This is a genomic window from Sagittula sp. P11, assembly GCF_002814095.1.
Classification (GTDB): Bacteria; Pseudomonadota; Alphaproteobacteria; order Rhodobacterales; family Rhodobacteraceae; genus Sagittula.
Map to the genome: position 1 here is coordinate 4,491,620 of NZ_CP021913.1, position 21,170 is coordinate 4,512,789.

Sequence of the window (21,170 nt, forward strand, 5' to 3'; positions counted from 1 at the left end):
GGGCCTCAGTCGTCGTCCACCGCCGCGCTGCCCGGCGCAGGCCAGGGACGGAAGGCGGACATGAGGTGGTCGAGCGCGCCGAGGCCGCGCAGCGCCTGCCCCAGCGCCAGACCGTTGGAGAACTTGTCGAGCGCGTCCTCCGTCCCGTCCTGCCGCTGGAAGTAGGAGGCGGAGGGGAATTCCCACGCCGGAACGTCGAAGCCCAGCGTCGCGAGATGACGCGAGAGGTGCTGGGCGCGGACCTCCGGCGTGCCGGGCAGGAGGTCGCGGTCGTATTCGACCGTGGCACGCGCAACCCCTGACCCGTCGCACAGCCGCGCCACGTCACCCAGCCACGCGTCGAGCATACCCGCGAAGGCCAGCGCCTGCTCGGCCCCGCCTTCGGGCCTGAGCGCGGACGTGTTGGCGCCGAACCAGATGCCGGTCTCGCGCGCCTTGAGGTAGGAGGCGTATTGGTCAAGCCGCCGCCGGGTGAGGATCAGCGCGCCGAAGGCTTGCGCCTCGAGGCACTGGCGCAGGGCGGCGAGGTGCACGTGATGCGGCAGGACCTTGAGCACGATGGCCTGATCCTGCGGGACGGCCGCGTCGAGGAGCGCCAGCGCCCCCGGCGGGTCCATCCGGAAGAGCCGGGCCAGCGCCCGCGGGCCCCCGGCGCGCTCGGTCAGCTCCGTTTCGAGGTCGGGATGCAGGCTCAGCCCGTAGATGCCGGCGGGGTTGAAGACCTCCGACAGGGCCAGCACGTCCGGCAGTTGCCCGAGGATGTCGACCAGCAGGTTCGACCCGGCGCGCGGCCCGGAGAAGACCACCAGCATCCGCTTGTCGCGGGCGGGATGGGTCACGGTCCCGGTCATCGCGGGTAGGCGTCCCACGGGAAGCGGTCGGTGCGCACCATGCCCGCATGATCGGCGACCAGACCCGCCAGTTCCGCGGCACCGTTGCTGGGTTTCAGCGTGGCCATGGTGGCGCGCATCGCGGCACGCGCCTCGGGGTCGAGCAGTTCGGCCAGCTTCGCGTCGAGCCGCGCGGCGGTGTCGCGGTCGCGCAGGCAGAGGCCGTGGCCCATGACCTCCGCCCATTGCGCGCGGGTGAGCTGGCTGTCCATCTCGGGCGACTCGTTGGGGATGAAGAGCGTGGGGATGCCGCCGTAAAGCTGTTCGTGGAAGGCGTTGTATCCGGCCACCCCCACCGCGGCATCGACGGCGCGGCTGTTGAGGAAGCTCGGGAATTCGCGGACCTGGAGGACACGGGCCTCCGCCCCTTCGGGCACGGGCGGCAGGGTGGCCAGCGGCGAGACGATGTCCAGCACCCGCACCTTCGGATGGCGCAGCAGGTGGCGGATCACCTCGGCGCGCAGGTCGGCCGTCTCGAAATTCGCGCCGGAGCCCATCTGCAGCGCCACGACGAGGTCGTCGTCGGCAAAGCCGTAGTGGCGGCGGGCGGCGGCGCGGGCGTGACGGGCGGCGGGGTCGATGTGGAGGACCGGCGCCGTGACATGGGTGTTGATGCGCTGGTCCCGGGTCGGGCCGAAGTCGAGGTCGCCGGGCAGTTCGCCCGGTTCGATCACCCCGGTGAAGGCGTCGGAGGCATCGAGGAAATCGCGGTGGATCTCTCGCCACATGGCCCGGCGGACCCAGAGCGAGACCAGATCGGGGAAGGCGTCGAGCGCATCGATCAGCCCGCCGAAGGCCGCCGTCCCGTCATAGGCCAGAAGCGCGGGCTGCAGGTGACGGACCAGGTCGTAGAGTTCCTCGGCGAAGACGGTGTTCCAGGTCTCGTGCCCGGCGCCGAGGTGGCGGTGGTGCGGCAGGTAGAACACCGGATAGCCTGCGTCGGAGGCGACCTTGAGCGAAAAGCTCATGGAGGAAAAGACCGGTTGCAGCGCGTCGCGGGGCAGACGGTCGGCGATGGCCATCTGCTGGGTCAGGTGCCCGACCCCGATGCCGTTTGTGGACACAAAAAGGACCGGCGCGCGCGATCTGCCGCCGATGGCGGGCGTTTCCTGCACGGTTTCGGGCCCCGGGCGTTCCGAGAGGCCGAAAAGCTTTGCCCGGTCGGCGGCGCGCCACGTCACGGCGTGGTTCTCCAGCACCCAGCGGCGCGCGGCGAGGCGCAGGGAGCGCCAGCGGGCCGGATCGGCGGCGATGGCACGGACGAGCGGCAGCACCTCTTCGGGTTTGGCGTAAAGCGCCGCGTCGCCGAAGAGGTCGCGGAAGTGCGGCGGCAGGATGGTGACGCAGCCCATGGCGAGCGCCTCGAGGATGGTCCTGCCGAAGGCCTCGCTCCACGCGCTGTCGTGGTAGTAGACGTAGAAGTCGAGCCCGGCGAGGAAGTCCTGCACGCCGTCGAACTCGAACGGCAGCAGGCGCCAGTTGCCCGGCACGGGCTTGCCGTACTTCTCCTGCAGGAAGTCGCCCGCGCCCAGGACGCGGACCTCTATGTCGTCCTCCTCCGCGCCGTAGATCAGCGCGGCCTCCTTCAGAGTGTCGGGCCATTTCGACGGGTCCGGGCGGGCGTGGCGGCCCAGCACGATGTTCTTCGGGTCCGGTGCGGCGCGGTCGGGATCGAAGGGCCAGTCCTCGGGTGCGATGAGGTTGATCCAGTCCTCTTCGACCAGCAGGCCCGTCTTTCCCCTGCGCGCCCGGAGCGAGCGGCGCACCACGGGGCTGACCGGGGTGATCAGCACCTCGGGCGCCAGTGTCGCGGCGATGACCTCGCAGTCCGCGTCGAGGTCGTATTGCCGGGCGCCCTTCGCGTCGACCATGGGGTGATGCAGGACGAGGATCGCGCGGCCGGCCCGGAGCGGCAGGCGCGCGCGCGGCAGGTTGGCGAAGACCACCGGGTGATGGATCAGCGCAAGCTGCGCGGTCAGCCGCTCCCACGGCCAGACCACGCGAAGGAAGCCGCTTTCGATGTGGCGCCGGATGCCGGGGTGCGAGGGCCAGGGCAGACCGAGGAGGTGCGCCTTGACCATCATGATGCCGACGCGCGGCGGGTTCGGTGCCTCTGCCAGCCCGTCGAGCTCGGCGGCGACGGCGGTGGAGGCCCCTCCCTCGAACCGGGGGTCGAGCACGTAGACGAGATCGAGATCTTCCACGCTAGGCCCGCCCTCCGAAGCGGCGCGCCGCCTCATCCGCGTATCCCTGAAGGTCGAAGCCATAGGCGATGGCGCGTTGCGGGCGCCATTTCGACAAGAGCAGCGCGCGCCGGTCCTCGAGGTAGCGCGGCCAGTTGACGAGGTCCGGGAAGGCCGCCATCTGGCCGAAGGAGGGCAGCACCTCGAAGGCGGCCTTCGCCTCCATGAAGGGGCGGAAGTCGAGCGCGGAATGCACGAAGACCAGCTTGTGCCGGGCAAAGCGGCGGTCCAGCTGGGCGATCACCGGCGGCAGCGCGGCGGCGTCGATGTCGAGGGTGAAGACCATGATGACCGGCACGTCATCCGGCAACAGCGCCAGTTCGGCGGAGGGTTCGGGGGCCGTGGTGCCGGTCTTGTGCCCGAAACCGAGCATCTGCCTGACCTGCGTCCCTCAGTAGTTGAAACGGGAGCGGTCGTTGATGGGCCTCGTCGTCCGCGGCACCGTCACCGGCGCCGTCGTGGTGACGGGCGTCGTCCTGGTCACCGCCACTTGCGGACGGGGGGTGGCGGGCGTGTAGACCCGGGGTCCGCAGTCGATGGCGCGGCCGCGCGTGGCGCTTCCGGGTTCGCAAAGACGGGGTTTGTGGGTATCGGCGGGGAGGCACCCGATCAGGCCGAAGCCGGTGACTGCAAAAGCCATCAATCTGCCAAGACGCGACTTCATGGTGCAAACCCTTTTCGAATATCAATATTTAACGCATACTTAATTTTGTCCGGAATCTCAAGCTCGCAGACGTAGGGTAAACCTCTTTGCCAGCCTGCGGCGCGATCCGGACAGCCGGGTCCCGGTTTTCAATGGGCCGGGTTGGTACAGGCAAGTCACTGATATCCTTTTCGGAATTTCAATTCGAAGTGGTTGGACAATGATTTTGACGGCACGATTCCTCGGAACGCTCGGGGTGGCTCTCATACTGTGGCTGGGGGCGGCCGGCGGGCTTCTCGCGCAGGGCGCAGAGCCGCGCCGGGTGGCGCTGGTGATCGGCAACGCGCGCTATGTTCAGGTGCCCGCACTGGGCAATGCGGTGAACGATGCGCGGTTGATTGCCGACCGGCTGGAGGGCCTCGGCTTCGAGGTCATGTTCCGCACCGACCTGACGCGGCGCGGCTTCCTCGACACGATGACCGAGTTCCGCGAGACGGTGGAGGGCGCCGATACGGGGCTGTTCTTCTTTGCCGGGCACGGGGTGCAGCTGCGGGGCACCAACTACCTGCTGCCGACCGACGTGGAGCCGGGCACCACCGACTTCCTCAATGCCGAGGCGATCGACCTCGACACCGTGACGCGCATCCTGAACGAGGGCGCGCAGGTGTCGATGGTCTTCCTTGACGCCTGCCGCAACAACCCGTTCGAGGCGACGCGCGGCAGCGATCCCGACACGCGCGGGCTGGCCCGGGTGGCGGCGCAGCGCAACACGCTGATCTCCTTCGCGGCGGCGCCGGGCGAGGTGGCGCTGGACCGGGTGGCGGGCAGCGACTTCCAGAACAGCCCGTTCACCACCGCGCTGGCCCGGCACCTGGGCACGCCGGGCGATCCGATCAGCCGCACGATGATCAAGGTCCGCCGCGACGTGCTGGACCTGACCGACGGGCGGCAGGTCCCGTGGGAGAATTCATCGCTCGTGGAAGAGCTTGTGCTGACCAAGGACCCCGCCGCGCCGCCGGAGGCGGTGGGCGCGCTGGATGCGGAGTTCTGGGACCTGATCGGCGAAAGCGGCAGCGTCGACCTGCTGGAGCGGTTCCTCGAACGCTTCCCCGACAGTTCGTTTGCGCCGGAGGCCGAGGCCCGCCTGCGCCGCGCCCGCACCGCGCGCGAGACAGCACAGGCCGAACCGACGGAGGCGGAGCTGCGGGCGTTTTATGCCGAACCGCTGCCGCCGGTGATCCTCCAGCGGTTCTGGGACTGCGACACCTGCCCGGAAATGGTGGAGATCGAAGGCTCGGAGCTGATCTACGGCACGCCCGACACGGTGGCGCGGGCGCAGTACGACGAACGCCCTGCCCTGCGGCTGTCGGTGGGCCAGGCGCCGATTGCCGTCGCGGTGACGGAGACCTCGCAGGCGCAATTCGACGCCTTCGTCCGCGAGACGGGGCACGACTGGCCCGACGCCTGCATGATCACCGCGGGCGACGATGCGCTACCCTCCATGGGATCACGCAACGACGTGCCCCAGGACCCGGAGCTGCCCGTCACCTGCGTGAGCTGGACCGACGCCAAGGCCTATGCCGACTGGCTGAGCCAGAAGACCGGCGAACGCTACCGGCTGCCCAACGAGATCGAGCACGAGTACCTGGCCGAGGCGCTCTATTTCAACGTCTCGCTCGAAGAGCGGCTGGACGGCCGGGGCGTCTGCGAGATGGTGAACATCGCCGATTACGGCGCACCGTTCAGCTGGCGCAACTTCGGCTGCGAGGATGCGCTTGGCCGCGGCGCCTTTCCCGTACGGTCGCTGAAACCGGACGGCTTCGGGCTTTACCACCTTCTCGGCAACGTCTGGGAATGGGCCGAGAACTGCTATACCGACCATCCGCAGGCGATGCTGCCCCGCTCGCTGATCCTGATCGAAGGCGCCGAGGAATGCGAGCGCCGCTCGGTCCGGGGCGGCGGGTGGAGCGATCCGCTGACCTCGCTCAGCACTTCGAACCGCAACTGGGAACATCCCGATTTCAGGTCCGACACCATCGGCTTCCGCGTATTGCGCGAGATGTGAGGCCGGACCCCAGGACAAAGGACGACCGCCATGACCCGACTGATCCACACCTGCCTTGCCATGCTCGTGCTGGCCGCGCCCGCGCGCGCCGTCGAGATCTCGCTTTCCTGCGGGGTGATCGGCGGGCAGTACAACGTCTGCCAGGATTCGGTGGACCGATGGGAACGCCGCACCGGCCACACGGTGCGCATCGTGCCGACGCCGCAGGCCAGCAACGACCAGCTTGTCTTCTTCCGCGAACGCCTGGCCCGCCCCGAAAGCGGCGAGGTGATCGACGTGGTGAAGATCGACACGATCTGGGTGAACTTCGTCGAGCAGTACCTCGTCGACCTGAGCGCCTATTCGGAGGGCGCCGAGACGCAGCATTTCGCGGCCCTGGTGGAGAACGCCAGCTTCGAGGGGGAGCTGAAGGCCCTGCCGCTCTGGTCCGATGTGGGGCTGTTCTTCTACCGCAAGGACCTGCTTGAGAAACACGGCACCGCCGTGCCGCGCACATGGGACGAGATGGAGACGGTCGCGCGCCAGATCCAGGCAGCGGAGCGCGCCGAAGGCAACCGCATCTGGGGCTACATCTTCGACGGCGACGCGGGCGAAGGGCTGACCTGCAACGCGATGGAGTGGCTGGCAACCATGGGCGGGGCGCAGATCCTCGACGCGGAGGGGCGCGTGGCGGTGGACGATCCCGCCGCCATGGACACGCTGCGCCGCGTGAAGGGCTGGATCGGCGATATCGCTCCGCCGGAAGTGACGACGCTGAACAACGAGAGCGCACGCGAGATGTTCCAGGACGGCGGCGCGGTCTTCATGCGCAACTGGCCCTACGTCTGGGCGCTGGCGCAGGAGGACTGGAGCAAGGTGAAGGGCAAGGTCGGCGTGACCACCCTGCCCGGCGGCGCGGCGGGGTCCGGCGCGGGCACAAGCGGCGGCTGGTATCTCGGCGTGTCGCAGGACAGCGCACATCCGGAGATCGCCGCCGACCTCGTGCTGCACATGACCTCGAAGAACGAACAGCTTCAGCGCGCGCTCTTCAGCAGCGTGAACCCGACGCGGCCGGAGCTGTATTCCAACCCTGATATCCGCAACATGTCGGACTTCTTCGGAGAGATCTTTGCGGCGCTGCAGACCGCCATCAACCGGCCCAACGCCGAGTTGCGCGGCAGCTACACCTTCGTGTCGGACCGCTGGTCGGAGACGGTGAACGCCTACCTCTCGGGCGAGGCGGAGGACCCGTCCACCCTCTTCGCACCTTTGCAGGAGCAGCTTGCCCGGCTGGAGCGGCGCGGCTGGTGAGCCTCAGGCCTTGAGGCCGTCCACGAAGATGTCGAGCAGGCGCACCACCTGCGCGCGCCAGTCCGGCCCGGGTTCGCGCGCGTAACACAGCGCGTACATCGTCTGGAACAGGTCGTCGGCGGTGATGCCTTCGCGCAGGACGCCGGCCTGCTGGCCCTTGGCGATCAGGCCGTTGACCGATCCGGTGATGCGCGCCGAAAGCTCCGCGTAGGTCTTTTTAGCATCCTCGGTCATGACCATCGAGAGCGCGCCGAGCATTCCGCGCTTGGTCTCCACCATCGCGACGTTGGCGTGCAGCCAGCCGCGCAGCGCCGCCACCGGATCGTTGGTGCCGTCGAGCCCTTCGGCAAGGTCGGCCAGCTGCTCCATCTCGCGGCGGAAGACCGCGTGGAACAGTTCTTCCCGATTCGGAAAGTGGCGGTAGAGCGTGCCAATGCCCACGCCGGCACGGCGCGCCACGGCCTCCAGGCTGGCGTTGGGACCGCCCTGTCCCAGCACGTCCTTGGCCGCCTCGATCAGCAGATCGCGGTTGCGGGCCGCGTCCACGCGCGGTTTTCTCTTGCGCGTTTCACACAAGCGCACGCTCTCCTCTTGAAAAACGGAGGCACCCTCCGTATAACTATAGCACGGGACGGGCACGGTGCCCTCCCCCATACGGACTGTAGGGACTTCCTCGCCCGGGTGCGAGGGACCGGCTTTCATTAAATCATCAAAAAGGAGGGACGGATGTCTTTCTCCATTTCGCTGACCCTGAACGGGGTCGCACGCGATGTCGCGCTGGACGATCCACGCGTCACGCTTCTCGACCTGCTGCGCGAACGGCTTGCGATGCCCGGCACCAAGAAAGGCTGCGACCGCGGTCAATGCGGTGCCTGCACGGTGCTTTTGAACGGAAAACGGGTGAATTCCTGCCTGACGCTGGCCGTCACGCTGGACGGCGCCGAGGTGACGACAATCGAAGGGCTGGCGCAGGATGGCGCGCTGCATCCGGTGCAGGCGGCGTTTGTCGAACATGACGGGTTCCAGTGCGGTTATTGCACGCCGGGCCAGATCATGAGCGCGGTAGGCCTGATCGCCGAGGGCGCGGCGGGCGACGATCCCGAACGCATCCGCGAAGGCATGAGCGGCAACATCTGCCGGTGCGCGGCCTATCACGGCATCACGCTTGCGGTGCAGGACGCCACGCGCCGGATGTCCGCAAATCCGGAGGGCACCGCATGAAACGGTTCGATTTCGTTCAGCCCGCGTCGCTGTCGGAGGCGCTTGGCGCATGGAAGCCCGGCGCAGTCTGGCTGGGCGGCGGCACCAGCCTTGTGGACCTGATGAAGACCGGCGCGGCCAAGCCCGACAGGGTGATCGACATCACCCGCCTACCCGGCCTGCGCGGGATCGAGGTGCTGGCAGATGGCGCCACGCGCATCGGTGCGCTGGTCTCCAACGCCGATCTGGCGCGGGACGACGGCTTTGCGAAGCGTTTCCCCATGGTGGCGGAGGCGCTGCTGTCCGGCGCGTCGGGGCAGTTGCGCAACGCCGCGACGGTGGCGGGCAACCTGATGCAGCACACCCGCTGCGCCTATTTCCAGGACCCGAACGCCGCCTGCAACCGGCGGCAGGCCGGGTCGGGCTGCGATGCGAAGGACGGCCTGAACGAAGGCCACGCGGTGCTGGGCTGGTCGGAGGGCTGCATCGCCACCCATCCGTCCGACTTCTGCGTGCCGCTGGTGGCCCTTGGCGCGGTGGTGGAGACCGAGGGACCGAACGGCACCTCCGAGATGCCACTGGCTGATTTCCTGCGCCTCCCCGGTGACACGCCGGAGCGGACCACCGCCCTCGGTCCCGACGAACTGGTGACCGGCCTGCGGCTGCCCGCCGGGGCGGAGGCGTTTGCCGCCCATGCCCGCTATCTCAAGGTGCGGGACCGGACGTCCTTTGCCTTTGCGCTGACCTCTGCCGCGGCCGCGCTGCGGATGGAGGGCGGCGCGATCGCCGAGGCGCGGCTGGCACTTGGCGCCGTGGCGGCCCGCCCGTGGCGCGTGGCAGAGGCCGAGGCGATGCTGGCCGGACAGACGCCGGATGCGGCGCTCTTCGACCGGGCGGCCAGCGCCGCGATGGCCGGTGCCGCGCCGTCCGGCGACAACGGCTGGAAGATCGACCTCGCCATCCGCACCGCCGCGCGGGCTCTGGCCCTTGCGGCAGAGGGCACGCCGGACCGTGTGCCCGCCCTGCCCGCTTCACCCTTCGGACCGACCAAGGAGGCTCAACATGCCTGACACCCTTTCCCCACAGGTCCGTTTCGGATCGAACTCCGGCCAGCCCGTCACCCGGCGGGACGGCATCGCAAAGGTCACGGGCACCGCGACCTTTGCCGCCGACAACATGCGCGACGGCCTGCTGCACGCGGTCTATGTTCCCGCCACCATCGCGCGGGGGCGTGTCGCGTCGCTGGATGTCGCGGCGGCAGAGGCGCACCCGGGCGTGATCCGGGTCTACACCCCGGCCAACCGCCCGGCCCTGCAGGGCGACCCGGACGACAAGCCGACCATGTTCTCCATGCGCATCGAGGCGCTGAAGGACGACACCGTGCGTTACGCAGGCCAACCCATCGCGCTGGTCGTGGCCGAGACGCTGGAGGCCGCGACGGAAGGCGTGCGCCTCCTGGCCCCGCGTTACGAGATGGAGTCACCGCGCGTCTCGCTCGCCGACGAACCGGCGCTGAAGGTCGAGGGCGCGGGCTTCGGCAGCCCGGGGGACACCACGCGCGGCGATCCGGAGGCAGGCCATGCCGCCGCCCTGAACGCCGTCGACGTCACCTACACGACGCCCGCGCAGTATCACAACGCGATGGAGATGCATGCCGTCGTGGCGGAGTGGGAGGGCGACCGGCTGACGCTCGACCTGCCGAGCCAGGCGCTGATGCTGACCTGCGAGGCCTACGCGTATTACTTCGGCATCCCGACAGAGAACGTGACCCTGCGCAGCCCCTATCTCGGCGGCGGCTTCGGGTCGAAGGCCTTCACCACCGGGCCGCAGCTTCTGGCGATCCTCGCGGCGCGGGACATCGGGCGGCCGGTCAAGCTGATGCTGACGCGCAACCAGATGTTCGGTCCGGTGGGCCATCGCGGTGCGACCCTGCAACGGCTGCGCGTTGGCACGGATGCGGAGGGCGCGCTGACGGTGATCGACCACGAGGGCGTCTCGGCGGTGTCGAGCTTTGACGTCTTCGTGGAACCCGCGCCGAATGCGACGCAGGGCCTTTACGCCGCAGGCGCGCTGCGGTCGCGGCACCGGATGGCGCGGCTGGATATCGGCACGCCGGGTCCGATGCGGGCCCCGGGCGAGGCCTCGGGGGCCGCCGCGCTGGAGGGTGCGCTGGACGAGATGGCGGAGGCCTTGGGCATGGACCCGCTGGCCTTCCGCCTGAAGAACTACGCGGAAACGGAGCCCGGCACCGGGCGGCCTTATTCGTCGAAGGCGCTGCGCGAGTGCTACGAACAGGGCGCGGCGCGCTTCGGCTGGGCCGACCGGCCGCTTCAGCCGCGCATGATGCGGGACAGCGACGGGATGCTGACCGGCTGGGGCATGGGCACGGCGCTGTTCGGCTGCCCGATGTTCGCCGCCGACGCCCGCGCCACCCTGCGCGCCGACGGCAGCGCACTGGTGGAGACCTCTGCCGCCGACATGGGCCAAGGCGCCTGGACCGCGCTGGCGCAGATCGCGGCGGACAGCCTTGGCCTGCCGCTCGACCGGGTGGAGTTCCGGGCCGGGCATTCCGCCCTGCCAAGCGGCGGGGTCGCGGGCGGCTCCGGCCACACGGCGACGGCGGGCGGCGCGCTGCATGCGGCGGGCGGCGACGTGCTGCGGCAGCTGGGCGAGATCGCCAGCGCCGACCCGGACTCGCCGCTTTTCGGGGCGGGCAATGCCGGTTTCGTGGCGCGGGACGGCAGGCTTTACGTGGACGGCGACGACAGCCGCAGCGACAGCTTTGCCGATATCTTCGCGCGCAACGGCAGCGCCGAAGTGACAGGCGAAGGCAGCGCCTCGCGCGCGGCGGAACATGCAGAGCGGTTCGCGATGTATTCCCACGGCGCGGTCTTTGCGGAGGTCAAGGTCGACCCCTCGCTGGGACAGGTACGGGTGACCCGCATGGTGGGCGCCTTTGCCGCCGGGCGGATCATCAACCCGAAACTGGCCGAAAGCCAGCTTATGGGCGGGATGATCTGGGGGCTGTCCTTTGCGCTGCACGAAGCGGCGAAACAGGACCCCCGGCGCGGCCATATCGTCAATGCCGACTTCGGCAGCTACCACGTGCCGGTCAATGCCGACGTGCAGGGGCTGGAGGTCATCACGGTGCACGAGGAAGACCCCTTCGTGAACCCGCTGGGCATCAAGGGCGTGGGCGAGATCGGCATCACCGGCACGGTGGGCGCCATCGGCAACGCCATACGGCACGCGACCGGGCGGCGCATCCGGTCCTACCCGATCCGGGTCCGGGACCTTGTCGGCGCGGGCGACTGATCCCGTCCTTCGACAGCAAAGAAAAAGGGCCCCCACCGGGGCCCTTTTGAGTTTCGCGAACAAGGCTCGATGTTTCACCGCCCGAGTGTTTTCTGCCTGTGTCCTTGTTCACGCTCAGGGCCAGCGCACCGGCCCCAGAAAAGGATGGCTTCAGTCCCATCCACAACCGGCGCGCCACAGGGACATGCGACGCGCCACCCCCCACTCGGGGTAGCGTCGGGCCCGGGCAGCGGCAGGAGCCGCCCGGGCCGTCCGATCAGCTGCAGCCGCTCGTGGAGCCGCAGGTGTTGCACTTCATGCAGGTGCCGTTGCGGACCAGCGTGTAGTTGCCGCATTCGCCGCAGGCTTCGCCTTCGTAGCCCTGCATCCGGGCCTTCGTGCGCTCGTCCATCGACATGGCACCGGAGGCCACGGCAATGGTCGAGGTCGCCGCTGCGGATGCCTTCGAGGTTTCCGGCACCAGCGTGCTGAGCGTCGCCACCGGATCGGTGCCCGTCGCCTTTGCCACGCCGCCCTGCAGGACAACCAGTTCCTGCGGAAGACGCTTGCGCAGGTAGCCGGTGGAGCTGATCTGCTTCAGCACCTCGAGGCTGCGCGACGCGGCGGTTTCCGACAGTTCCTTGACGTTGGCCACGCCTTCCTCGGCGCCCCGGCCCAGATCGTCGAAGGCGGCGCCTTCGGGCTTCACATGGGCAAGGTCGGTGCGGTCGAGGTAGGAGACCGCCAGTTCGCGGAAGATGTAGTCGAGGATCGAGGTCGCGTTCTTGATCGAGTCGTTGCCCTGCACCATGCCCGCCGGTTCGAACTTGGTGAAGGTGAAGGCGTCGACGAACTCCTCCAGCGGCACGCCGTACTGGAGACCCACGGACACGGCGATGGCGAAGTTGTTCATCATCGCGCGGAAGCCCGCGCCTTCCTTGTGCATGTCGATGAAGATCTCGCCCAGGGAGCCGTCCTGGTATTCGCCGGTGCGCAGGTAGACCTTGTGACCGCCGACGATGGCCTTCTGGGTGTAGCCCTTGCGGCGCTCGGGCATCTTCGTCCGTTCGGACTTGATGATCTCCTTCACCACGATCTTCTCGACGATCTTTTCGGCCAGCACCTGCGCCTTTTCGTGAGGCGTGCCGGTTTCCATGATCTCGGCGGCGTCCTCGTCGTCCTCGACCAGCGCGGAGGCCAGCGGCTGCGACAGCTTGGAGCCGTCACGGTAGAGCGCGTTGGCCTTCGTGCCCAGCGACCAGGACAGCTCGTAAGCCTTCTGGCAGTCCTCGATCGACGCCGTGTTCGGCATGTTGATCGTCTTCGAGATCGCGCCCGAGATGAACGACTGGGCCGCCGCCATCATGCGGATGTGCGCCTCGACCGACAGGTAACGCTTGCCCTTCTTGCCGCAGGCGTTGGCACAGTCGAAGACCGAGTAGTGCTCTTCCTTCAGGTGCGGCGCGCCTTCCAGCGTCATCGTCCCGCAGACGTGGTCGTTGGCCGCGTCGATCTCGGCCTTCTTGAAGCCCAGGTGACGGAGCATGTCGAAGGTCGGGTCGTTCAGCTTGGCCTGCGGGATGCCCAGCACGTCGGTGCAGAAGGCCTCGCCCAGGGTCCACTGGTTGAAGACGAAGCGGATGTCGAAGGCGGTGGCAAGGGCTGCCTCGACCTTCTCGATCTGCGCTGGGCCGAAGCCGTGGCCGATCAGCGCGGTGTGGTTCACGCCCGGGGCGTTGCCCAGCGTCTGGTGACCCACGGCGTATCCGATGATCTCCTCGATCTGCGCAGAGCCGTAGCCCAGCTTGGCCAGAGCCGCCGGAACGGAGCGGTTGATGATCTTGAAGTAGCCGCCGCCCGCGAGCTTCTTGAACTTCACCAGCGCGAAGTCCGGTTCGATCCCGGTGGTGTCGCAGTCCATGACCAGGCCGATGGTGCCGGTCGGCGCGATGACGGAGACCTGCGCGTTGCGGTAGCCGTGACGCTCGCCCAGTTTCAGCGCCTCGTCCCAGGAGGCCATGGCCAGTTCCACCAGCGTGGCGTCCGGGCAGTTCTTGTGGTCGAGCGCGACCGGCTTCACCGCCAGCTTTTCGTAGCCGGTGGTCTTGCCCCATGCCGCGTTGCGGTGGTTGCGGATGACCTTCAGCATGTGCTTGGCGTTGCGCTCGTAACCCGAGAACGCGCCCAGCTCGCCCGCCATCTCGGCGGAGGTGGCGTAGGACACGCCGGTCATGATCGCGGTCAGCGCACCGCAGAGCGCGCGGCCTTCGTCGGAGTCGTACCCGAAGCCCATGTTCATCAGCAGGCCGCCGATGTTGGCATAGCCGAGGCCCAGCGTCCGGAAGTCATAGGAGAGCTGCGCGATCTCCTTCGACGGGAACTGCGCCATGGTGACGGAGATTTCCAGCGTCAGCGTCCACAGACGGGTGGCGTGCATGTAGTCCTCGGACTGGAACACGCCGTCCTTGAGGAAGGTCAGCAGGTTCATGGACGCGAGGTTGCAGGCCGTGTCGTCGAGGAACATGTACTCGGAGCACGGGTTGGAGCCGCGGATCTCGCCGTCTTCCGGGCAGGTGTGCCAGGCGTTGACGGTGTCGTGGAACTGGATGCCCGGGTCGGCACAGGCCCATGCGGCGTGGCCGATCTGTTCCCACAGCTCCTTGGCGGACACGGTGCGCGCCACCTTGCCGTCGGTGCGGCGGATGAGCTCCCACGGCTTGTCCTCGCGGACGGCCTTCAGGAAGGCGTCGGTCACGCGGATCGAGTTGTTGGAGTTCTGGCCCGACACGGAGGCATAGGCCTCGCTGTCCCAGTCGGTGTCGTAGGTCGGGAACTCGATGGAGGCATAGCCCTGGCGTGCGTAGTCCAGCACGCGCTTGATGTAGGTCTCCGGGATCATCGCCTGCTTGGCGGCGCGGACGGCCTTCTTCAGCGCGGTGTTGGCGGTGGGCTCATAGGCGTCGGCCTCGGCTCCGTCCCATGCGCGGATCGCCTCGAAGATGCCGTTCAGCATCTTTTCGTGCATCTTGGAGCCGGCGACGATGGACGCCACCTTCTGCTCTTCCTTCACCTTCCAGTTGATGAAGTCCTCGATGTCGGGGTGGTCGGCGTCGCAGATCACCATCTTGGCGGCGCGGCGGGTGGTGCCGCCGGACTTGATGGCCCCGGCTGCGCGGTCCCCGATCTTGAGGAACCCCATCAGGCCGGAGGACTTGCCTCCGCCTGACAGGGCCTCGCCTTCGGCACGCAGGGAGGAGAAGTTCGTGCCTGTGCCGGATCCGTATTTGAAAAGCCGCGCCTCACGGACCCACAGGTCCATGATGCCGCCTTCGCTCACCAGATCATCGGAAACCGACTGGATGAAGCAGGCGTGCGGCTGCGGATGCTCATAAGCCGACTTCGATTTGACGAGTTTGCCGGTTTTGTAATCGACGTAGTAATGGCCCTGGCCCGGACCGTCGATGCCATAGGCCCAATGCAACCCTGTGTTGAACCACTGCGGGCTGTTCGGCGCGGCAACCTGAGTCGCCAGCATGTAGCGCATTTCATCGTAATAGGCGCGGGCGTCTTCCTCGGTGGTGAAGTAGCCGCCCTTCCAGCCCCAGTAGGCCCATGCGCCTGCAAGCCGGTCAAAGACCTGTCGGGCGGAGGTTTCGCCGGTGCGCTTGGTGTCCTTCGCGGCGGGTTCGGAGCGCCACAGGAATTCCGGCACGCCCTCTTCCTCGACCTTCTTCAGTTCGACGGGCACGCCTGCCTTGCGGAAGTATTTCTGCGCGATGACGTCGGACGCAACTTGGCTCCACTTGGCGGGAACTTCGAGGCTGTCGTGCCGGAACACCACGGTGCCGTCCGGGTTGCGGATTTCCGAACTGGTGGTGACGAAGGGCACCTCGGCGTAAGCGTCCTGTCCTGCCTTCGTGTATTTTCTTTCGATCTTCATCGTGTTCTGCCCCGTCGCAAAGTCCTGGTCCCGAGCCGTCACGACAGGGCAACAGGGGTAAAAGAGCCGCCTCGTGCAGAGCGCACGTTTCCGGGGTGTCCCCCCCATCAGGCTGTATGGCTGTTCTGTCCCTGAGCCGCCCCGACCACTATATCTTGTGGCATCATCGTCCGGCCCGCACAAAATGACCAATCCGGAGCAGAGTCGTCAACGCCAAATTTACCCAAAACGTCATATATTTTGTGTTGACGATACGGGCACCTACTACTGGCAGTTCTCTGTACAAGAGTGTCCCGTGATTCATTCACAACGCGTTAATCTTCCCTTTACCCGGGAAACAGCGATTCCGCGTTTGTTTGCACAAAGTTATCCACAGAGCAGGGGATAACCCGTCCCGCGTCCCGGAAAGCCCAAGTTTACGCTTTTTAAACTGAGGTTAACGCCATCTGGTGTGGCACCGATGTGACGCGCAAGCACCTGACGCAGGGGAATGGGCGGGGAGTCATGCACAGGCAGATTCGTTTGCCGCATCTCGCGGCATCGCCTGTCCTGACCGATCACATATGAAGTGGTGTGTTGCCCTGTGCGCCGCGGCGCAGGAGGCGGGATGGTCGGGGCGGCGAGATTCGAACTCACGACCTTCTGTACCCAAAACAGACGCGCTACCAGGCTGCGCCACGCCCCGACAGCGAGGGGAATAGCGATCCCCCGCCGCAAAGAAAAGCCCCTATCTGGTGCGGTCGCGGATTGCGTCAGTCGCAGGGCCAGGCGGCGTCCGTGATGGCCGGATGGCGCAGCTCCGTGCCGGGGCCGATGCCCAGCATCCGCGCCATGCCGCCGTTGATTTCCAGCACGTACTGGATCTGGCCCTTGCCCGGGATGGAGGTCAGGTCGCCCGGCACGGCGTTTGCGTGCACGTTCTGCACCACGCCCTGCGCATCGGCAAAGATCATGTCGAGGGGGATCAGCGTGTTCTTCATCCAGAAGGCCACGCGCTGCGGACGGTCGTACACGAAAAGCATGCCGTAGCTGGCGGGCATCTGCTTGACGAACATCAGGCCGCGGTTGCGGTCCTTGGGGGTCGCTGCGATGTCGATGGAAAAGCGGGCCTGCCCGAAGTCGCCCCTGAGGTAGAGCGTATCTTCCCTGCAGGCGGGCGCGGCATCGGCGCGGACGGTCGCCGGCGCAAGGACGGCCACACAGGCCAGCGCCAGAAGCGCCGCGGTCAGCAGGGACCGGGCGCGGTACAAGATGCCAGCAGTCGCGGCAGAGCGGTTCAACGGGTCAGAGCGGCTTCCCATGCGTTCACTTCCATAGCCATGCGGCCGCGCCGTCCATCGACCACCCGGATTGCAAGGGCTTCGCCCGGCTGCAGATCCGAGAGGCCCGACCGGCGCAGGACCTCGATATGAATGAACACATCTTCGGGTTTTCCGAACACGTTTGCAAAGCCGAATCCCTTGGCCTTGTCGAACCATTTCACGCGGGCGGGTTCCAGTTCGGCGGCTTTCATCACCTCGGGATCGAGATGTTCGAAATCGGCCAGCGGCGCGCCTTCGCCTGTTTCCGGCGGCTCGATCGACAGCACCTGTGTGGCCTGCACCCCGCGGTCGGTGCGCTGGACACTGATCTCGATCCGGGCGCCGTCGGCGACCGAGCTCTGGCCGAAATTCCTCAGCACGTTGGCATGCAACAGGATGTCCGGACCGCCTTCATCCGATACCACGAACCCGAACCCCTTAACCGGGTCGAACCACTTCACTTTCCCGACGACGTGCCCGTCGTCACTTGACTTGTTTTCCAACTCTTCTTCCCAAACGCATCCTGCGGCCACAGCCAGAGTCTTGGATCAAACTTTGAGTCACATTCAAGGCACGCGGAAGGCTGATTTGTGTCAGCACCCCCGTTTTTCCACGTTAAGTTGACCGTCGGAGCATTTGACGTAACGTGAAATGCCCCTTCACTGTCAGACCTTTGTTAAGGATTCAACCGGGTAACGGTCCATTCACGTTGCCCGGATTTCTTCTGCCAGCGAAATCTATCATGCAACCTGAATGCACCATCTGCCCAGAACTCGATCTCATTCGGACGTATACGATACCCTCCCCAAAAGGGTGGTCTTTTGGGGTCCGTGCCGTGCCGTGCGGTGACCTTTGCCACTTCGGTGACCAGCGCCGCGCGACTCGCCAGGGGCTGACTCTGGTGTGAGGCCCACGCGCCCAAGCGGCTTTTCAGCGAGCGCGAGGCGTAATATTCGTCCGCCTTCGGACCGTCCTCGCGGGTGACCGTGCCGCGCACGCGGACCTGACGGCGCAGAGATTTCCAGTGCATCACGAAGGCGGCCTTGCCCGCCCCCTCGATCTCGGCGGCCTTCACGCTTTCGTAGTTGGTATAGAAGACAAAGGCGTCGTCCTCGATCTCCTTCAGAAGCACCATGCGCACGTTGGGCAGCCCGTCGGCATCGACCGTCGCCAGGGCAATGGCGTTGGGATCGTTTGCCTCGGTCTTCTCCGCCTCTTCCAGCCAGCGCCGTGCCAGTGCAAAGGGATCGTCGCCCTTGAAAATGCCGTCTCTGTCGCTCATCCGCCGTTCCCTGTCCTGTCTTCCATCGTGTTCCGATCCGTCACCGCCCCGAGGTCCGTGACAGCGCCCGCCCGATCACCCTGTTTCCGGTCTGGCGCAGCCCCGGGGGCGCCACAAGTCGGGATTTCCCGCTTTTGCGCCCTTGATGCCCACATTTGTATCGCCTACACGACGATCCATTGTCGATCTGGTGGAAGGGACGGTCATGTCAAACGGGTTGATGGCGGGCAAACGCGGCCTCATCATGGGGCTGGCGAACGACAAGTCTATCGCCTGGGGCATTGCCAAGGCGCTGAGCGAAGCGGGCGCGGAGCTGGCATTCTCCTACCAGGGCGAGGCGCTGAAGAAGCGTGTCGATCCTCTTGCCTCCCAACTGGGCAGCCAGATCGTCCTGCCCTGCGACGTGGGCGACGAAGGCTCTATCGACTTGTTGTTCAATGCCTTGGAAGAAGAATGGGGCGGACTCGACTTCGTCGTCCATGCCATCGGCTTCTCGGACAAGAACGAACTGCGCGGGCGCTACGTCGACACCACGCGCGGCAATTTCACCATGACGATGGACATTTCCGTCTACAGTTTCACCGCCGTGATGCAGCGCGCCGAGAAGCTGATGAAGAGCGGCGGGGCCGCCTTGACGCTCACCTACTACGGCGCCGAACGCATCATGCCACACTATAATGTGATGGGCGTGGCCAAGGCGGCGCTGGAAGCTTCGGTCCGTTACCTTGCCGAGGATCTGGGCAAGGACGGCATCCGGGTCAACGCGATCTCGGCCGGTCCGATCAAGACGCTGGCCGCTTCGGGCATCGGCGATTTCCGCTACATCATGAAGTGGAACGAGTACAATTCGCCCCTCCGCCGGAACGTGACCATCGACGATGTGGGCGGGTCCGCGCTTTACCTGCTGTCCGACCTGTCGAACGGCGTCACCGGCGAGACGCACCATGTCGACAGCGGCTATCACGTCGTCGGCATGAAGGCGGTGGACGCGCCGGACATCCAGAAGGGCTGAGGCCCGCAGGGTTCCGAATGCTGACCGGGCGTCCGAACGGGCGCCCGTTCGCGTTTTCGGGGCCGGTCGGTTCCGGGCCCGTGACAGCAGGCTTGCCCTCCGGCCCTGCCCTGCCCTATGACGCGCCCCAGACCGCATGAGGAGTCCGCCATGAACGACCGTCTGCCCCACGAGAAAGGCTTTCACGTCAGCTGGGATCAACTGCACCGCGACGCGCGCGCGCTGGCGTGGCGCCTGCAGGGGCAAGGCCCGGACGAAGGCGCCTGGCGCGCGGTCGTGGCGATCACCCGCGGCGGCATGGCCCCGGCGATGATCGTGGCGCGCGAACTCGACATCCGCATGGTCGATACGATCAGCGTGAAAAGCTACAACCACCAGACCCAGGCAGAGCCGCGCGTGATCAAGTCGCCCGACATGGACGTGATCGGCGACGGCACCGGCGTGCTGGTGGTCGACGACCTGGTGGACACCGGCCGCACGCTCGAAGTGGTGCGCACCCACATGCCCAAGGCGCATGTCGCCACGGTCTACGCCAAGCCGATGGGCCGCGCGCAGGTCGACACCTTCGTCACCGAAGTAAGCCAGGACACCTGGATCTTCTTCCCGTGGGACATGGCGCTGCAGTACGTCAAACCCTACCGCGGCGACGACTGACGCCGGCTGCGGGCGCTGCAATGGCGGGCGCCCGCGTCTTCCGCGCCCGTTTGGCCGGGCGGGACCGACGCTCTGGCTTGCGCGTCCGGTCCGGGCTGATAGCTTCGCCGCGAACAACCGCAGGCGCACCATGACCACCCGTACCGAAGCCACCTTCTTTCCGCCGATCCCGGAAGCGCAGCGCTGGCTGCAGGGCGTGGAGTTTCCCGCCGACCGGCCGCTCCTGAACCTCGCACAGGCCGCGCCCGCCGACCCGCCGCCGCCCGCGATGCGGCGCGCCATGGCGGAACTGATCGAGGTGCCGTCTAGCCATCTTTACGGCCCCGTCCTCGGACACGGCGACCTGCGCGCCGCGCTGGCAGAGGACTGGGCGCGCCATTACGGCGGCACGGTGGAGGCAGCGCAGGTGGGCATCACCGCGGGCTGCAATCAGGCCTTTGCCGCGACGCTGTCGGCGCTGACCACGGAAGGGGATGAAGTCATCGTCCCAACCCCATGGTACTTCAACCACAAAATGTGGATGGACATGTCGGGTGTGGTGGCCGTTCCGCTGCCCACGGACGACACTCTGATCCCCGATCCGGAGGCTGCCCGCGCGCTCATCACGCCGCGGACGAAGGCGATCTCCATCGTGACGCCGAACAATCCCGCGGGCGTCGAATACCCGGCAGAGACGCTCTCGGCGCTTTTCGATCTGTGCCGCGAGACCGGGATCAGGCTGATCGTGGACGAGACCTACCGCGACTTCGCCACCCACACCGGCGCGCCGCATGACCTGCTGGCCCGCCCCGACTGGGCCGACACGCTGATCCAGCTTTACAGCTTTTCAAAGGCCTACCGGCTGACCGGCCATCGTGTGGGCGCGGTGATCGGCGATGCCGAGCTTCTGCACCAGATCGAGAAGTTCCAGGACACGGTGGCGATCTGCGCGCCCTCGCTGGGCCAGAAGGCGGCGCTGCACGGGTTGCAGACGCTGGCGCAGTGGAAGGCCGAACAGCGCGACGAGATCCTCGCCCGCCGCGCCGCCCTGGCCGAAGCGTTCGCCCCGCTCGAGGTGAAAGGCTGGCGGCTGAAGGGGCTGGGCGCTTACTTTGCCTATGTCGAGCATCCCTTCGCCATGGGGGCCGCGGACCTGGCGCCGCTGCTGGTGCGCGAGGCGGGTGTGCTGATCCTGCCCGCGACGATGTTCACCCCGCCTGAGGACCCCTCCGGCGACCGGCATTTCCGCATCGCCTTTGCCAATGCCGGGGCCGAGAGCCTGCGCGCGCTCTGCACGCGGCTGGCCGCACTGGACCTGCCCCCCTTGCAGCCCCTGTGACCCCGGTTTAGACACTCCCGAACCAGCGCGGAGGGGTT

Annotated in this window: 17 protein-coding genes and 1 tRNA gene; 8 read left to right on the plus strand and 10 right to left on the minus strand. The window is 67.1% G+C overall.

Annotation, left to right across the window (positions count from 1 at the left end; translation table 11 throughout):
• Positions 1–5: 5 nt before the first annotated feature.
• From CDO87_RS21445 to CDO87_RS21460, 4 genes are read right to left on the minus strand one after another with little or no spacing between them, the layout of a single operon-like run.
• A complete protein-coding gene (locus CDO87_RS21445; RefSeq protein ID WP_100930664.1) occupies positions 6–851 on the minus strand; it encodes a hypothetical protein in 846 nt (281 codons plus the stop codon).
• Positions 848–3,094, minus strand: coding sequence for a glycosyltransferase (locus CDO87_RS21450; protein WP_198521781.1), 2,247 nt, complete (start codon positions 3,092–3,094; stop codon positions 848–850). Before CDO87_RS21450 ends, CDO87_RS21445 begins: the two co-directional genes overlap by 4 nt.
• Position 3,095: 1 nt before the next feature.
• Positions 3,096–3,506 carry a hypothetical protein gene (locus CDO87_RS21455; RefSeq protein WP_100930666.1) on the minus strand — a complete coding sequence of 137 codons (411 nt, stop codon included), beginning with the start codon at positions 3,504–3,506 and terminating at the stop codon, positions 3,096–3,098.
• An 18-nt stretch (positions 3,507–3,524) separates the two neighbouring features.
• The gene (locus CDO87_RS21460; RefSeq protein ID WP_157815076.1) at positions 3,525–3,773 is read right to left on the minus strand and encodes a hypothetical protein; all 249 of its coding nucleotides are present in this window, start codon (positions 3,771–3,773) and stop codon (positions 3,525–3,527) included.
• Positions 3,774–4,032: 259 nt separating this feature from the next.
• Here CDO87_RS21460 and CDO87_RS21465 point away from each other — a divergent pair, with 259 nt between their 5' ends.
• Positions 4,033–5,841 carry an SUMF1/EgtB/PvdO family nonheme iron enzyme gene (locus CDO87_RS21465; RefSeq protein WP_198521782.1) on the plus strand — a complete coding sequence of 603 codons (1,809 nt, stop codon included), beginning with the start codon at positions 4,033–4,035 and terminating at the stop codon, positions 5,839–5,841.
• A gap of 30 nt (positions 5,842–5,871) precedes the next feature.
• The gene (locus CDO87_RS21470) at positions 5,872–7,131 is read left to right on the plus strand and encodes an ABC transporter substrate-binding protein (RefSeq protein ID WP_100930669.1); all 1,260 of its coding nucleotides are present in this window, start codon (positions 5,872–5,874) and stop codon (positions 7,129–7,131) included.
• Positions 7,132–7,134: 3 nt separating this feature from the next.
• Here the strand turns inward: CDO87_RS21470 and CDO87_RS21475 are convergent, their stop codons facing one another.
• Positions 7,135–7,677 carry a TetR/AcrR family transcriptional regulator gene (locus tag CDO87_RS21475; protein WP_254698241.1) on the minus strand — a complete coding sequence of 181 codons (543 nt, stop codon included), beginning with the start codon at positions 7,675–7,677 and terminating at the stop codon, positions 7,135–7,137.
• Between the two features lie 180 nt (positions 7,678–7,857).
• On the opposite strand from CDO87_RS21475, the gene CDO87_RS21480 reads away from it, so the two are divergent.
• The 3 genes from CDO87_RS21480 to CDO87_RS21490 are packed head-to-tail and all read left to right on the plus strand — an operon-like array spanning position 7,858 to position 11,646.
• The gene (locus CDO87_RS21480) at positions 7,858–8,352 is read left to right on the plus strand and encodes a (2Fe-2S)-binding protein (RefSeq protein WP_100930671.1); all 495 of its coding nucleotides are present in this window, start codon (positions 7,858–7,860) and stop codon (positions 8,350–8,352) included.
• Positions 8,349–9,401: a xanthine dehydrogenase family protein subunit M gene (locus CDO87_RS21485; protein WP_100930672.1), complete on the plus strand. Its 1,053-nt coding sequence runs from the start codon at positions 8,349–8,351 to the stop codon at positions 9,399–9,401. The genes CDO87_RS21480 and CDO87_RS21485 overlap by 4 nt, the downstream gene beginning before the upstream one ends.
• Positions 9,394–11,646 (plus strand): xanthine dehydrogenase family protein molybdopterin-binding subunit, encoded by a 2,253-nt coding sequence (locus tag CDO87_RS21490; RefSeq protein WP_100930673.1) that lies wholly within the window; start codon positions 9,394–9,396, stop codon positions 11,644–11,646. Before CDO87_RS21485 ends, CDO87_RS21490 begins: the two co-directional genes overlap by 8 nt.
• A gap of 256 nt (positions 11,647–11,902) precedes the next feature.
• Here CDO87_RS21490 and CDO87_RS21495 read toward each other — a convergent pair whose 3' ends face one another.
• The 5 genes from CDO87_RS21495 to pdxH form a co-directional block, all read right to left on the minus strand.
• Positions 11,903–15,565, minus strand: a complete 3,663-nt coding sequence (locus CDO87_RS21495; RefSeq protein WP_100930674.1) for a vitamin B12-dependent ribonucleotide reductase — start codon at positions 15,563–15,565, stop codon at positions 11,903–11,905.
• A 608-nt stretch (positions 15,566–16,173) separates the two neighbouring features.
• Positions 16,174–16,250: transfer RNA gene (locus CDO87_RS21500), tRNA-Pro, on the minus strand.
• 67 nt (positions 16,251–16,317) lie between these two features.
• Positions 16,318–16,866: a DUF192 domain-containing protein gene (locus CDO87_RS21505; protein ID WP_100930675.1), complete on the minus strand. Its 549-nt coding sequence runs from the start codon at positions 16,864–16,866 to the stop codon at positions 16,318–16,320.
• Positions 16,842–17,369, minus strand: a complete 528-nt coding sequence (locus tag CDO87_RS21510; RefSeq protein ID WP_100930676.1) for a cold-shock protein — start codon at positions 17,367–17,369, stop codon at positions 16,842–16,844. Before CDO87_RS21510 ends, CDO87_RS21505 begins: the two co-directional genes overlap by 25 nt.
• 173 nt (positions 17,370–17,542) lie before the next feature.
• The gene (pdxH, locus tag CDO87_RS21515; protein ID WP_100930677.1) at positions 17,543–18,148 is read right to left on the minus strand and encodes a pyridoxamine 5'-phosphate oxidase; all 606 of its coding nucleotides are present in this window, start codon (positions 18,146–18,148) and stop codon (positions 17,543–17,545) included.
• Positions 18,149–18,353: 205 nt separating this feature from the next.
• Here pdxH and fabI point away from each other — a divergent pair, with 205 nt between their 5' ends.
• The 3 genes from fabI (at position 18,354) to CDO87_RS21530 (ending at position 21,132) form a co-directional block, all read left to right on the plus strand.
• Positions 18,354–19,160 (plus strand): enoyl-ACP reductase FabI, encoded by an 807-nt coding sequence (gene fabI / locus CDO87_RS21520; RefSeq protein WP_100930678.1) that lies wholly within the window; start codon positions 18,354–18,356, stop codon positions 19,158–19,160.
• A 150-nt stretch (positions 19,161–19,310) separates the two neighbouring features.
• Entirely contained in the window at positions 19,311–19,814 is a 504-nt protein-coding gene (gene gpt / locus CDO87_RS21525; protein WP_100930679.1) for a xanthine phosphoribosyltransferase, read from the plus strand.
• A gap of 130 nt (positions 19,815–19,944) precedes the next feature.
• The gene (locus tag CDO87_RS21530; RefSeq protein ID WP_100930680.1) at positions 19,945–21,132 is read left to right on the plus strand and encodes an aminotransferase; all 1,188 of its coding nucleotides are present in this window, start codon (positions 19,945–19,947) and stop codon (positions 21,130–21,132) included.
• The last annotated feature ends 38 nt before the right edge of the window (positions 21,133–21,170 follow it).